Origin of the sequence: Streptomyces endocoffeicus (genome assembly GCF_016741935.1) — a bacterium.
Lineage (GTDB): Bacteria > Actinomycetota > Actinomycetes > Streptomycetales > Streptomycetaceae > Streptomyces > Streptomyces endocoffeicus.
This window is the reverse complement of record NZ_JAERRG010000012.1, coordinates 13,655-28,184: the sequence shown is the minus strand read 5'-3', so window position 1 is coordinate 28,184 and position 14,530 is coordinate 13,655. Positions and strand designations below refer to the sequence as shown.

Genomic DNA, 14,530 nt, shown 5'->3' with positions numbered 1-14,530 from the left:
GCTACCCCGCTGCAATGGCCGAATAGGTCCAGACATCGGCAGGTAGCTCATGCTGGAGTCGCCAGACAATGCCCATGGGCTTGCTGCCCTCGTGGGATTCGTAATCGGCGGGACCGAGCAGCATCCAGGGCTGAGGCCCCCCGATATCCGTCTTCTTGTAGCGCCGCACGAAGAGCAGCACATGGGATCCCCGTTCCCTGTGGTGCTGGTAGCGCTGCCCCGTGGGCGAGGAAGTCGACGTTTGGTTCTGTGATTCCCAGTGGAAGCGGTCTGGGCTCATCGCGAAGTCCTTGTACCGAGTCTGCGGCGAGAAGTCCTTATCATCCTTCTCGAGCGTGATGAGGAGCGCGTCCGTCTGAATCCCTTCGCACCACTTCACGCCTTCGCGGAAATTCCCCGGCACGAAGCCGCCCACCTCTGCCTGCCCGAGGGCGGGCAGGATCTCCTCCCGACTGTACGAGGCGTGGATGGCCAGTGGTAGGCCACTGTGTTCGCCCAGGAGCGGGATGGGGTAGTGGTTGGTGTGCTTCAGGTTGTATGCCAGGACCTGGCTCAGTTCGCTTCGAAAGGCGCTCTGCTGGTGCAACGACTCGAAGCCATCGGCATAGTTGCTGAATCCACCGCCTAGAGGCCACAAGGAGAAGAAGAGCATCCGTGCGTACGCCTGCCCTGATGCATCGAGCGAGTCGTACCCGGGGGCGTCATCGGCCAGCATCCGACGGTAGGCATTCACCCGCTGTGGGTCACTGACATGGAGAAATGCGGAGACGCGCTTGAGGAGGGCGACCTCTCCTTCGGGCGGCTCGCCGGTGAGGAGATTGGCTCGCCTCAAGAGACCTGTCCATGAGTTGTTGGCCCGGTAGAGCTCCTTGAGCTCGCGGCGGCTCTCACGAAGGTAGGCGTCGAGTTGCGGCTCGGCGTACGCAGCAACCTCCTGCGCCAACTGCCGCACATTGACATTGATCTGGCTCCTGATGTTGTCCAGGATCCGCTCCTTGGACTTGCGGTCCAGGATGATCTGACAGCCAGAAGGGAGCTGTGGAAAATCTCGCTCCATATGCTCGGTCAGCCGGTGACGGGTGAAGTTCGTCAGCGCACGGAACTGCTCCTCGAATCGGAACTCCTTACGGTGCTGGCCGATGAAGTCGAGCACGGTGAGGACCGGCTTGTCCGGCGTACGCCGAAGCCCTCGGCCAAGCTGCTGGAGAAAGACCGTGGCGCTAGAGGTGGGGCGGAGCAAGAGAAGGGTGTCCACATCCGGGACGTCCAGCCCCTCGTTGAACAGGTCGACGGAGAAGAGAATCTGTACCGTGCCGTCACGGAGGTCTCTCAGGGACTGGGCGCGTTCAGCGGTAGGAGTGGAACCGTCGAGGGCCTTGGCATTGACACCCGCCCGACGGAAGAAGTTAGCCATGAAGTGGGCGTGTGCCACAGTGACGCAGAAGCCCAGTGCTCGCATGGTCCCTGGGTCGGTGACCTTCTCCTGGACGGCCTTGACGATGAGCCGCGCTCGAGCGTGGTTGCCAGTGTAGATCTCACTGAGCTCACTGATGACGTAGGAGCCTTGCTTCCAGGTGACACCTTCGAGATCGGTGTTGTCCGCGATGCCAAAGTAGTGGAACGGGCTGAGGAGATCGTTCTCCAGCGCTTCCCATAGCCGCATCTCGGCCGCGATGTGGCCCTCGAAGAATTCATCCTGGACGTTCCTGCCGTCCATCCGCTCAGGTGTGGCGGTCAGACCAAGAAGCTCAACGGGCTTGAAGTGGTCGATGATGCGCCGATAAGTGGGGGAAACGCCATGGTGGAATTCATCGATGACCACCACATCGAAGTGATCGGGAGCGAACTCTTCGAGGGCCCGGGCGTTGAGGGACTGAACGCTGGCGAAGACATGCGTCCAGTCCTTCGGCACCTCTCCTCCGACGAGCAACTCGCCGAAGTTCGCATCGTCGAGCACCTCCTGGTAGGTGCGCAGTGATTGCTTGAGAATCTCCTGGCGATGGGCCACGAAGAGGAGGGTGAGGGGCCGCCCTTGATGGGCGCGTTTGAGTGCCTTGTAGTCGAGGGCCGCCATGACTGTCTTGCCGGTCCCAGTCGCTGCGACGAGCAAGTTCCGGTGCCGGCTGTGGATGTCACGCTCGATGCGGAGTCGTTCGAGCATGTCTTGCTGATGGGGGTACGGGCGTACTTCAAGGCCGGACAGGCTGATGGCGTGGGTATCGCTCTTCTGCTTACCGCTGGCCAGCGTGAGGGCCTCGTCTAACCGGGTGGCATCGCGCCCGGGATCGTAGGTCTCAAAGGCGGGCTCAGCCCAGTACGAGTCGAAGGTCGCCTCGAACTTCCGCAACACCGGCGGCGTCGCTACGGATGACAGCCGGACGTTCCACTCCAAGCCGTCGAGAAGCGCTGTCTTGGAGAGGTTGGAACTCCCCACATAGGCGGTGTCATAGCCGCTGTGACGTCGAAACAGCCATGCCTTTGCATGGAGGCGCGTGGACCGCGACTCGTAGTTGACCTTGACCTCGGCGTTGAACTCCGTCACGAGGCGGTCCAGCGCGCGTCGCTCCGTAGCACCGATGTAGGTGGTCGTGATGACGCGGATCGGCACCCCGCGATCGCGAGCCGCCTTGAGTGACTCTTCCAGGACGCGCAGACCATGCCACTTCACAAACGCACAGAGCAGATCGACACGGTCGGCCGTCGCCAGCTCGGCCCTCAGCTCGAACCCGAGGTTCGGATCCTCGGGTGCGTTGGTGATGAGTGCCGTCTCGGACAGCGGCGTGGCCGGACGAATGCTGTACACGCCCGGCGCTTCCTGCTCGGCAATGGCCGTCAGCTGATGGGGCCCGTCCGCGACAAGGTCCACCCATTGCTTGGCCCCGTCGAGGGTGCTGATCGACTCGAGGATGTGATTCGCCGCAACGACCTGCTCTTCGGTCGTGAGGGAGATGAAGATCTGCCGGACGGTCTCGCCGATGTGACGGGCGAGCACATGAGGCGAAGAGTGCTCGCCTACCTTCTGCCGGATGGTCTTCCACCCATGGGCATCCAGGGCGTTGAGCTGCTCCTCAATCCGAGAGGTGATCAGCCGCTCATACAGCCCAGGCACCGGCGTCGCCTGGTCCGCAAGGTGATCGGCCATCGCAGCGCCTCCTCGTATCGAATCTCTCCCTGATGTTGTATCAGCGGCCCCTGACACTCCTCAGGTGGGTCAACCCAGCTGGGGTGGCCGCTCACGCTGCTCAGGGATGATCGGACGTGATCGAGATCGAGTCCTTGTCGGTCTGTTCGTGCATAGTTTTGAGCATGGACATACGTCATCTACTCCTTGAACTCGCCCGGACCTACGACGAGGGCAAGGGAACGTCATCGGGCGTCCATGCGCAGGATCTTCTTCGCAGGGCGGGGGAGGAGTGGAGACACCTTCTACCGGCGGGCTTTGATGCTGAGGGCAATGGTGGGAGTGGTGGTGCCAGCCGGACTCCGTGGATCGGCGTGTACGACCCCGACATCACCCGCGATCCAAAGAAGGGTCTCTACCTGGCCTACATTTTCGCGGCTGACCTCAGCACGGTGACGCTGACGCTCCAACAAGGGGTGACGTCGCTGCAAGCGAAGTTGGGTGAGGGTGAGAAGCGCCGCAGGTATCTGCGGAGCAGGGCCAAGCAACTGCGAGGCGGACTAGCGAAGGACCTGGTGGAGGGCTGGGGTGCCCAGCCGGACTTTAAGTGCGACGTGCTGAGAGCACGCTCTTATGAGGCGGGGAGCGTGGCAGCGCGAACTTACGACACCGCTGCCATGCCCCCAGAGATCAGCTTGCGTGAGGATCTCTGGCACATGGCCGAAGTGCTGCAACACGCGGCTGCCGTGGAGCGGAACCTCAGGGACGAGATGACCTCCAGCGGGCTACCGGTCACCAAGTGCGTAGAGGGTGAGGAAGAAGAACACGCAGGGCTGGACGGCTTCCGCCCGAAGGACGGCAGCGACTACTACGTCCTTATCCGTCAGCGGAAGATCAAGAAGTCCCGTAGCCACGAGGTGCTGGTTCGCTTGTTCGGCGAGTACATCGAGGAACGTGGCTTCGTGCCGATCACAAAGAAGATGCACCCCAAGGACATTGTGCTGCGGCGGGACGGTGTGGAGTGGATGGTGGAAGCCAAGACCGTGAAGCGGGGAAACCCCACCAAGGCAGTGCGTGAGGCACTGGGGCAGCTCTATGAGTACAGCCACTTCTTGTACGAGGAGCAGGGGAAGGGTGAGCCGTTCCTTCTGGCGCTCTTTACCGAGGACATCAAGGCGTATGCCCCCTATCTCGAGAAGCGAGGCATTGCGTCCGTCTGGAAGACAGTGGACGGGTGGGCGGGGTCGCCTATGGCTGTCGCTTGGGGAATGGTTGATGCGCAGTAACGATCCTTCGCTCTACGTGCTTGCGGGCACCCACGCCCTGGTGGCGCGGGTGCCCGCATCGTTGAGCAGACTCAGCGCAGGGCGCTGAGCTTTTGCCAGGAGGGGTAGGGGAGGTTCCAGTCGCCGAAGCCGTTGCCGGTGGAGACCGTGGCGCGGGTGGAGCCGGATATTTGGACGATGTCGCCTCGGGTGGCGCGGTTGTAGAACCACTTGCCGTCGGCGAGGGACATGCCGACGCAGCCGTGGCTCTGGTTGGACTGGCCGAAGTAGCCGAGGCCCTCGTTCCAGGGGGCGGCGTGGGCGTAGGTGCCCGAGGTGGTGAGGTGGACGGCCCAGGGGACGTCCTTGTTGTAGGGGTCGGCTATGCCGACGGACTCGCTGGTCATGTTGACCATGGGGGCCTTGTCGAGGACGACCATGGTGCCGTTCCAGGTGGGGTAGGAGGGCTGGCCGGCGGATATCGGGATGGTCTTCTGCTTCTGGCCGTCCTCGTAGACGGTCATCGTGTGGTTCTTGATGTCGACCTTGGAGATCCGGGGCGTGCCGATGGTGAAGGTGGTCGAGACATCGCGGCGGAGGTAGCGGGAGTCGCCGGTGTTCACGCCGCTGAGGCGGGCTCGGAGGGTGACCTTGGTGCCCTTGTGCCAGTAGGTCTTGGGGCGCCAGTCGACGCGCTCGATGCCGGTGAGGGGGTCCTTGACCCAGCCCCAGGAGCCTTCGACCTTCGGGCTGGTGGAGAGGGAGAGGCTGCGCTCCACCGCTGCCTTGTTCGGCACCGGGTGGTCGAAGGCCAGGGAGACCGGCTGGCCCACGCCGACGGTGGAGCCCTTGGACGGGGTGACGGTGACGCCGTTGACCTGCTGGGCGGCGCGGGTGCGGAAGGTGGAGTGCTGGACGGCGGTCTTGCCTGCGGCGTTGGTGGCCGTGGCCTCGACGGTGTAGGTCGTGCCCGGGGTCATGGTGCGGTTGGAACGCCAGCTGGTCTTGGAGTGGGAGAGGGCGCCGGTCACCGTGACGGCCTGGGAACCGGCACCGTCGGGGGCGATGCGGACCTTGGTGAGGGTGCCGTGGGAGGCGGTCACCTTGACCGGGGCGTCGGGGGCTATCGCCGCCGAGTCGCTGCCCGGGGTGATGGTGATCCGGGCGGGCTTGGCGTCGGCCGGGTCCACCGAGGCGGATTTCGACGCCGACTGGCATCCGGCGAGCAGGGCGACGGCGATGGCGGGCACCACGAGGGTGCGCAGGGAACGTACGGAGAGCACAGAGGACCTCTTGCGGGAGTCATGAGGGGTGGTGGGAGGGGAGGAGCGGGTCAGCAACGCCTCTTCACCTCCTCGGGGTTGGCCCGGTACGGACCGGGGGAGGCGGTGGCGGTGGGATCGAGGCGCCACAGCGAGACCGATATGCAGTAGGCGGAGGGACCGTCGGTGTAGTCGCCGGACGGGCTGCCGATGCCCTCGGCCTGCAGGACCCCGACCCGGGTGCCCGAGCGCATCAGGACGACCTGGGCGTCATGCGGTGCGCGGGACGAGTGCCAGCCGTAGGTCATGGTGGTCGGCCGGTCGGCCGCGAGCTTGGGTGACGAGGTGGTGCCCAGCGCCTTGGGGCGGGCGCATCGGTCTTTGAGGGTGTCCTCAAGGGAGGCGAAGACCTTCGCGGCCTCTCCGTCGCTCGCATAGGCGTTGATGGTGTGACGCGCCTGCTCCGCCTTGCGGCCCTGGTAGTCGCGGGTGCGCTGGGCGAGGGGACGCGGACCGTCGAGGCGGCAGCTGGGGGAGAGGTCGAGCAGCGGTGCCCGGCCGTTGTCGGTGGGGTTGATGGTGGAGTCGGCCGTCTTCCAGCGCGTCATCGCGTCGAACGGCAGCGCAGAGGGGCGAAGGAGAGCGCTCGTGGGGATCGGCGCCCCCGGGACGCGGTCCGTTCGCGGGGCGGGCGGGGCCGCCGGGAGCGTATGGGTGGAGTCGTCGCCCGGCAGCAGCCGCCAGGAGCCCGCGGTCACGGCGGCCACCGCCAGGACAGCCGCGGCGGCGATCGCGGTGCGCTGCCGTGCGCGGCGCCGATGGCCCCGCGCACGCACGGCTTCCGGGCCCGCCAGACGTATGGAGGGCTCGACATCGCGAGCGATATCGCGCAGGCGCTCGTCCAGATCAGCCATGGGAGGGCACCTCCTTGGGGTGGCAGACGGGCGGATGGGGGGACGGTGCGGGTGTTGGTGCCTCGGTGTCGGCTTCCGCTTCGGCTTCGGGGTCGGCGAGATGGGAGCCGAGGGCCTTGCGGGCACGGCTCAGCCGGGTGCGCACGGCGCCGGGGGAGACGCCCGTCTCGCGGGCCACCTGCTCAATGGGCAGATCGAGAAGGTGGTGCAGGACCACGGCCGTACGCTGCTCGGGCTTCAACCCGCGCAGGGCATGGACCAGCGCCACCCGGTCCGGGGCGAGATCGGGGAGATCGGGGGGCGGGCCATGGCGGAAGTGGGCCCGCATGCGGTTACGGGCGCGGCGCCAGGAGCTGACGGCGAGACGCAGGGCGACGGCGCGCACCCACGGTGTGGGATCACCCTCGGCGGTCAGCCGGTCCCAGCGCTGCCACGCCCGGGCATACGCCTCCTGCACCGCGTCCTCGGCCTCGGCGAGATCGCCCGTCGCCGCATAGACCGCGGCCACGAGCCGCTTCGCCGTAACCATGTAGAACTGGTCGAAATCGGATGGTGTGGATGAAGGTGATGGTCCTGACATGAATCCCTCGCGCCCCCGCGTGCTCCCCGCTTCTATGTAGGAACACGTCCGAAAGGGGCGGGAGGTTACAGACGACTTTCGGGGCCGCCGGATCCGTAGGGCACGGGGGAGGGGCGGGGCGTCACCGAATTCGCGGGCGGCAGCGGGCTCCGCGGTGGTTGCGGGGGCTGCGATGGCCGTGGGGTCTGCAGTGGTTGCGGGGTCTGCGATGGCTGCCGGGTCCGCAGTGGTTGCGGCGTCTGCGGGCCGTGCGGGGGAGGGGCGCCCCACGGTGCGTAGGTGGGGTGGGGCCCGTACTGCGCTTGGGCGCCGGAGCCGGGGTCGTTGCCGTAGCCGTAGCCGGGCTCGTAGCCCGACCCGGGGCTGCCGTGGCCGGTGCCGGACCCGGAGCCGCCATAGCCGTAGCCGTAGCTGGACGCGGGGCCGCCGTAGCCGTAGTCCTGACCGCTTCCGTAGCCGTACGCGTATCCGCCGCCGTACGGCCCCGCGGGCCAGAACGGCGCGGGCATCGTGCCCGGGGCCGGCCGGGGTACATGGCGCGGCCGGGGGAGCGGCACCGACAGCGCCGCGTGGGCCAGGGCGGGCTGGGCCGTCTCCCGCCGTTCCCACAGCCGGTCCAGCAGTTCCTTCTCGCGCGCGGTGAAGTCCGGCCCGGCCGTACCCCGGTACGCGCGCCGCCGCAGAAGGGCCAGCGAGGTCGCGAAGGCGGTGTACTCGCCGACCGTACGGGCCGCCGCCGCGCCGTGGATGCGGCGGGCGAGGTCGCGGGCGATCCCGCGGGCGCGCATCGAGGACAGCGCGAGAGGTTCGGGCGGGGTGAGCCAGCCGGCCGCCTGGTAGGCGGTGAGCTGCTCCCGTATCGCGCGCAGCTCCTTGGTGCGGGACCAGATCGTCAGCCAGGTCAGCAGCCCGAACACCGGGACCATGAACAGGGCGTAGACGATGAGGAAGCCGTAGCCGCCGAGGGTCGCCGAGCCGTTCCAGACGCCGTGCAGGACCATCGCCGTCAGCAGCATCGCGACCGGTATGAGGACGCGGCGGACGCGCTGGTGCCGTGCCGCCGCGGCGGCTATGCCGAAGCCCACACCCGTCATCGAGGTGAAGAGGGGGTGTGCGAAGGGGGACATCACCGCGCGGATGAAGAAGGTCGCGGCCGTGGTCGACCGGATGCCGGAGTAGCCGAGCGTCTGGTCGCTGACGAAGGCCGAGCCGAGATAGAGGATGTTCTCGGTGAAGGCGAAACCGGTGGCGGTGATTCCGGCGACGACGACCCCGTCCACCAGCCCGTTGAAGTCACGGCGGCGGAAGAGGAAGAGCAACAGGATGGCGGCCGCCTTGGCGCTCTCCTCCACGAACGGCGCGATGAAGGTGGCGCCCCAGGTGTCGGCGTCGGCCTGGCCGGTCGGGGACGAGGAGTCCACGGTCGTCATGAGCCACTCGGTGGCGAAGCCGTTGGCTATCAGCGCGACCAGCGTCGCCGCGCACGCCCCCCAGGCGAAGGCGAACAAAAGGTTTCGCCAGGGCTTGGGGTCCACGCGGTCCAGCCACCGGAACACCGCGATGATCAGCGGCACGGGGAGGACGGCGAGGCCGAGCCCCACCAGGAAGCCCTTGGTGCCCGTCTGCTCGCGCACCAGCGCCAGGATGATCAGGCCGGAGAGCGAGAGCAGACCGGTGAGCGCGGTGGCCCGGAGCGCCTTGTTGTGCCAGACGCGGGCGAGGCGGCCGCCCGGGCCCCACAGCCGCTGACGGGGCGGTTGCGGCCAGCCCGCCGGTGCGGCGCCGGTGTGGAACCACGGGTGCTGGTCACCGTACGGAGAGCCGTAGGGCGTGCCGTGCGGGGCGTCGGCGTGCGGTGCGCCGGGGTGCGGCGCTGCCTGTGCCGCTTCGTACGGTGCGTCCCCGTGCGGGGCGTCCTGCGGTGTCCCGTGCGGCACGCCGTGTGGTGCCTCGTGCCGCGCTCCTTGCGGCGCCTCGTACGGCGGCGTGGCCGGTCGTGGTTCGGGCGGCTCTTGCGGGGGCGGGGACTGATGCACTCGACCGACCCTAACGAAAGGGGGAGGGGGACTCAGGGGTTATGCCCATCCCCTTGGGGGCGTTATGTGTCGTTGCGGCGGAAGATCAGGTCATGGACGAGGTGTCCCTTGTCCAGCCCCTGGCCCTCGAACTTGGTGAGCGGCCGGAAGTCCGGGCGCGGGGTGTAGCCGCCGTCGGCCAGGGAGTTGTCGAAGGCCGGGTTCGCGGCGAGGACCTCCAGCATCTGCTCCGCGTACGGCTCCCAGTCGGTCGCGCAGTGCAGCAGCGCACCTGGCTTCAGCCGGGTGGCGGCGAGCTCGATGAACTCGGGCTGGATGAGGCGGCGCTTGTGGTGCCGCTTCTTGGGCCAGGGGTCGGGGAAGAAGACCCGCAGCCCGGAGAGCGAGGCGGGGGCCAGCATCTCGCGGAGCAGGATGATCGCGTCGCCGTTGGCGACCCGGATGTTGTCCAGGCCGTTCCGCTCCGCGAGCGCGAGCAGATTGCCCTGGCCGGGGGTGTGGACGTCGGCGGCGAGGATGCCCGTGCCGGGGTCGGCGGCGGCCATCTGCGCGGTGGCCTCCCCCATGCCGAAGCCGATCTCCAGGACGACGGGGAGGTCGGGGCGCGGGCCCGCCTCTGTGGCGAACAACTCACCGAGGTCGATACGGCTCAGCCCGTCGATGTCCAGGCCCCACTGCGGCCACAGGCGGCGCAGCGCCTCGCCCTGGCCCGGGGTCACCCGGCCGCGGCGGGGGCGGAAGGAGCGGATACGGCGCTCGTGGTGCGAGCCCGCAGGGTCGGCTACGGGGCCGCCGGGGAACATCGGCTCGCTGCGGTCGCGCGGGGCGGGCAGAGCGCGCTCCACGCGGGAATCGGGGGCGGTGGGCTTCTCGGACACAGTGCTTCGATTCTACGGGCGGGGGCGGGGGCGGGGGCGGGGGCGGGGAGGCTCGGCCGTGCGGACCCGGTGGGGTGGGTGGCTGGCTGGGGCCTGCCTGCGCCTCGGCGGTTGGGTCCTGCCCCGTCTTGGCGGTTGGGCTCGGCCGTACGGCGGCGAGCTCGGCCGTACGGTGGCGGGCGGGCTCCGCCCCGTACGGCGGCGGCGGGGCCCGGGCCGTACTTTGGCCGCGGGGCCTGGCCCGTAGCGGAGGGGCTCGGCCCGTACGGTCGCGGCAGGCCCCGGCCCGTACCTCGGCAACGGTTCTCGCCCGTACCTCGGCAACGGTCCTCGGCCGTACGGCGGTGGTGGGCTCCGGCCCCTTACCCCCTCAACCCCGCCCGCCCTGACACCCCGCCCGCCCCCTCACCCCGTCCGCAGGGTCTCCAGCACTCGGCCGGCGACCTCGCGGCCGATCGGCAGGGAGGCCGTGGCCGCGGGCGACGGGGCGTTGAGCACATGGACGATCCGGGGCGACTGCGAGATGAGGAAGTCGTCCACCAGCGTGCCGTCCGGCAGCACCGCCTGTGCGCGCACGCCCGCCGGGGCCGCTATCAGGTCGTCGGCCGTCACATCCGGCAGCAGGCGGCGCACGGCGTCGGTGAAGGCGCGCTTGGACAGGGAACGCCGCAGCTCACCTGCCCCGTACCGCCAGTGGCGGCGGGCGATCCGCCAGGAGCCCGGATACGCCAGCGTGCCGGCCAGCTCCTGCGGGCGCACCGTATGCCAGGCGTACCCCTCGCGGGCCAGGGCCGGCACCGCGTTGGGCCCGATGTGGACGCCGCCGTCGATGCCGCGGGTCAGATGGACGCCGAGGAACGGGAACGCCGGGTCGGGCACCGGGTACACCAAACCGTTCACCAGCGAGGCGCGGGAGGGTACCAGCTCGTAGTACTCACCGCGGAAGGGCACGATCCGCATGCCCGGGTCGTCGCCCGCCAGCCGGGCGACGCGGTCGCAGTGCAGCCCCGCGCAGTTGACCAGGGCCCGTGCGCGCAGCACCGTGCCGTCCGCCGTGCGCACCGCGACCGCGGAGGGGCGCCGGCCGATGGTGCGCACCTGCGCCCCGTACCGCACCGAGGCGCCCGCGTCCTGGGCCAGCCTGGCCAGCCGGGCCGCCACCGCGCCGAAGTCGCAGACGCCCGTCGTGCCGACATGGATCGCGGCGAGGCCGCGCACCCATGGCTCGTACTCCGCGATCTGGGCGGGGCCCAGCTCGCGCACCGGAATGCCGTTCTCCCTGCCGCGCTGTACGAGGCCGTGGAGCCTCGGCAGCTCGGAGCGCTCCGTGGCGACGATGAGCTTGCCGGTGACCTCGTGCGCGATGCCGTGCTCGGCGCAGAACTTCACCATCTCCGCGGCGCCGCGCACCGCGAACCGCGCCTTGAGCGACCCCGGCCGGTAGTAGATACCGCTGTGGATCACGCCGCTGTTCCGCCCGGTCTGGTGGCGGGCCGGACCCGCCTCCTTCTCGAGCACGGTCACGCGGGTGCCGGGTGCCGCGCGCGTGATCGCATACGCCGTCGACATGCCGACGATCCCGCCCCCGATCACCAGCACGTCGCAGTCCAACGCCGTCACGCCATGTCACCTCCCCACGCGCCACACCGTTCAGTCGCCCGACCGTCGATCCCTATCATGACCTGCGCCAGTGACAACGGCCTGAAACCCATGTGAGGACTAGGGCCCGGGCTAGGTCGACCGGTCATGTGGATCGATTCATGCCGAGCCGCTCATTCCGGGCGAACCCCCTCCGAGTCGCCCATTCCGGTCGACTCTCGCCTCGCCGCTCATCCCCGGCCGTTCACCACTCATCGCGGTCGCTCGCACCCGCTTCCGTGCCGCTCGCACCCGCTCCGATGCCGCTCGTACCCGCTTCCGTGCCGCTCGCACCCGCTCCGATGCCGCTCGTACCCGCTTCCGTGCCGCTCGCACCCGCTCCGATGCCGCTCGTACCCGACCCCGTGCCGCTCGCACCCGCTCCCATGCCGCTCGCACCCGCTCCCATGCCGCTCACGCCGGGGTCACCAGCAGCGGCCGGGCCTGCTCGCGCAGCTCGGCGACGCGCGGCTCGTCGCGGTACGCCTCGAGGCGCCGCATCAGGTCGCGCACGTACTCCGTTGTGCGCGCGGACGAGATCCGGTTGGCGACCTCCACGGCACGGGCGCCCGCCGCACAGGCCGCGTCCAGATTGCCGGACTCCAGTTCAGCGACGGCGGACACCACGAGCCGCAGCCCGTGCGACCGTACGAACTCCTCCGTCGGCCGGGCCAGCGCCTGCTCGGTGAAGCGCCGCACCTGGCGCGGCAGCCGGAGATCGCGATAGCACTCGGCGGCGTCGGCCGCGAACCGCTCATGGCTGTAGAAGTCGAGCCAGGACGGATCGGGGTCGCCCGCCCGCGAGCGCTCCAGCCAGCCCTCGGAGGACTTCAGGGCCGCCCCGCAGGCGGGCCCGTCCCCGGACTTGGCCTGGGCGCGCGCCTCCACGAGCCGGAAGAAGCTCATGGTGCGTGCGGTGGCCAGGCCGCGGTTGCGCTCCAGGGCGGCCTGCGCCAGGTCCACGCCCTCGTCGGCGAAGCCCCGATAGGTGGCCTGGAGGCTCATCGACGCCAGCACATAGCCGCCCAGGGGGACGTCGGCCGCGGCGCGGGCCAGGCGCAGCGCCTGGATGTAGTACCGCTGTGCGGCCTCCTGTTGGCCGGTGTCGAAGGCCATCCACCCGGCGAGCCGGGTCAGTTCGGCGGTGGCGCCGAAGAGGGAGCGGCCGACCTCGTCGCTGTACGAGCCGAGGAGCAGGGGCGCCGCGTCCACCCGGAGGCACTCGGGAACCATGGAGGAACGCCAGTCGCCGCCGCCGTACTTGGAGTCCCAGCGGCGCGCGTCCTCGGCTGCCTCGCGCAGCTTCGTGACGTCACTGTGGCCGACGCGCTGCGGCGGTATGGCGTCCGGCGCCACCGCGCCCGTGGTGCTCACGGCGTTGGTTCCGTCCTCGGCGTCCTTGGGTTCGCGGGCCACCGAACTGTCGGCGGGAGATATGAGCCAGCGCGAGGCCGGGGTGGCGTACGCGCTTACTGAGAAAGATCCGGCCAGGCTCTGCCAGATGCCGACGCCGCCGCGCCGACCCGCGAGATCCAGCCGGTAGAGCTCGGTCGCGGAGCGGACGGCCTGGCCGATGTCGCGCGGGAAGGCAAGCCCGACCTCGGGGGCCGGATCGGCATCGGCCAGGCCGATTTCATGCAGGGGGACGGGGCGGCCGAGTTTGCTCCCGATCGCAGCCGCAATGAGGTGGGGCGCGGCGCCTTGGGGCACCATGCCCTTGGACACCCAGCGCGCGACGGACGTCTTGTCGTAGCGAAGCGTCAGGCCACGCTGGGAGCCGAGGTCGTTGACTCTGCGCGCGAGCCCGGCATTGCTGATCCCAGCGAGGGCGAGAACGGTGCCGAGCTTTTCGTTCGGCCCGCGTGGCTCCCTGGACATGCGCACCCCTCGACAGCACCGACGGCCGCCCCGGCATAAGCGCGGGACATTCGTAAACCCAGCGTAGTTCGCCGCATCCCGACCGTTAAGAGGTGGTGTCCCGGATGGCGAGATTCTTGTACGAACGGGCGTGCGGGGCGTGACGTGTGCTCCCGGTGTGTGTGGCTGTGCGCCCGTGTGTGCGCTCTGTCTCCGCCACGGCGGGGACGTTTCGATGGGTCCTGCGTGGGTCGGCCCGCTGTACTGGATCCAGTGGGCTGGGGGACGCCGCCGCCTCATTCCCCGCGGGCGGCGGAACGGTCCGGGAGGCGAATGCCGCCTCCCGGACTGTCGTGTCGGGAGGCGCGAGAGACGGAAGTTGAGTCCTTACAGGTCGTCCGCAAGACCAACGAGAGCGCCACGGCAATTTGGCTGAATATCGCCCCTCACGGCCGGGCTCCCGCGTCGGGCCGGGGAGGGGGAGGCCCGACGCGGGAAGCCCTCTTCCGCGTGGATCGCGCCCGGATTCGGCATGGATTCCGCCCAGTTCTCCCCCGGAGTGGTGAGTCACGTAGCACATGCCGCGGATGTCGCCGCGTGCGGTGGCCGTCGCGGAACGGGCCGGTAAGGCCCCCGTGTGGTCTGCGGATTGGCGCTCGGTCGGCGCTCTTTCCGTGCGCCCCTTCGTGCGCCTTTTGCGCGCCGCTCCGCACACTCATCGATGCCCTTGCGCTCTTGTGCGCCCCAACCGTGGCAGCATGGGCCACGGCGGAACGGCGGGTCGCTACCGGCGGTGGTTCCCTCGGCGGGCTCCTTACGGATGCCTTCGTGAGAGGCGCCACCCCCTGGGATCAACTCTGCGATTCCTGCGGTCATCTGTGGTCACAGGACATCCAGGAGATCCATGTTGTTGTCCGGTTCGATGCCGAAACCGTCAACATGCTGTGCATGATGGCTCCTACTTCTTGGTTGCCCTGGA

The 14,530-nt window shown here is 69.1% G+C and carries 9 protein-coding genes; 1 reads left to right on the top strand and 8 read right to left on the bottom strand.

The features are described from left to right. Nucleotide 1 precedes the first annotated feature (1 nt). Nucleotides 2-3,142 carry a DEAD/DEAH box helicase gene (locus tag JK364_RS27435; protein ID WP_201854009.1) on the bottom strand — a complete coding sequence of 1,047 codons (3,141 nt, stop codon included), beginning with the start codon at nt 3,140-3,142 and terminating at the stop codon, nt 2-4. 116 nt (nt 3,143-3,258) lie between these two features. On the opposite strand from JK364_RS27435, the gene JK364_RS27430 reads away from it, so the two are divergent. Further along, nucleotides 3,259-4,407 (top strand): MrcB family domain-containing protein, encoded by a 1,149-nt coding sequence (locus tag JK364_RS27430; protein WP_201854008.1) that lies wholly within the window; start codon nt 3,259-3,261, stop codon nt 4,405-4,407. A gap of 71 nt (nt 4,408-4,478) precedes the next feature. Here JK364_RS27430 and JK364_RS27425 read toward each other — a convergent pair whose 3' ends face one another. The 7 genes from JK364_RS27425 to JK364_RS27395 form a co-directional block, all read right to left on the bottom strand. Next, nucleotides 4,479-5,669: a L,D-transpeptidase gene (locus JK364_RS27425; protein ID WP_201854007.1), complete on the bottom strand. Its 1,191-nt coding sequence runs from the start codon at nt 5,667-5,669 to the stop codon at nt 4,479-4,481. A 50-nt stretch (nt 5,670-5,719) separates the two neighbouring features. Then, nucleotides 5,720-6,562 (bottom strand): hypothetical protein, encoded by an 843-nt coding sequence (locus JK364_RS27420; protein WP_201854006.1) that lies wholly within the window; start codon nt 6,560-6,562, stop codon nt 5,720-5,722. After that, nucleotides 6,555-7,142, bottom strand: a complete 588-nt coding sequence (locus JK364_RS27415; RefSeq protein WP_201854005.1) for a SigE family RNA polymerase sigma factor — start codon at nt 7,140-7,142, stop codon at nt 6,555-6,557. Before JK364_RS27415 ends, JK364_RS27420 begins: the two co-directional genes overlap by 8 nt. A 65-nt stretch (nt 7,143-7,207) precedes the next feature. Further along, nucleotides 7,208-8,884 carry a PrsW family intramembrane metalloprotease gene (locus JK364_RS27410; protein WP_201854207.1) on the bottom strand — a complete coding sequence of 559 codons (1,677 nt, stop codon included), beginning with the start codon at nt 8,882-8,884 and terminating at the stop codon, nt 7,208-7,210. A 356-nt stretch (nt 8,885-9,240) separates the two neighbouring features. Then, the gene (gene trmB, locus JK364_RS27405) at nt 9,241-10,056 is read right to left on the bottom strand and encodes a tRNA (guanosine(46)-N7)-methyltransferase TrmB (RefSeq protein WP_201854004.1); all 816 of its coding nucleotides are present in this window, start codon (nt 10,054-10,056) and stop codon (nt 9,241-9,243) included. A gap of 405 nt (nt 10,057-10,461) precedes the next feature. After that, the gene (lhgD, locus tag JK364_RS27400) at nt 10,462-11,676 is read right to left on the bottom strand and encodes an L-2-hydroxyglutarate dehydrogenase (protein ID WP_201854003.1); all 1,215 of its coding nucleotides are present in this window, start codon (nt 11,674-11,676) and stop codon (nt 10,462-10,464) included. A 432-nt stretch (nt 11,677-12,108) separates the two neighbouring features. Continuing rightward, a complete protein-coding gene (locus JK364_RS27395) occupies nt 12,109-13,572 on the bottom strand; it encodes an NsdA family TPR-like regulatory protein (RefSeq protein ID WP_201854002.1) in 1,464 nt (487 codons plus the stop codon). Nucleotides 13,573-14,530: the final 958 nt, after the last annotated feature.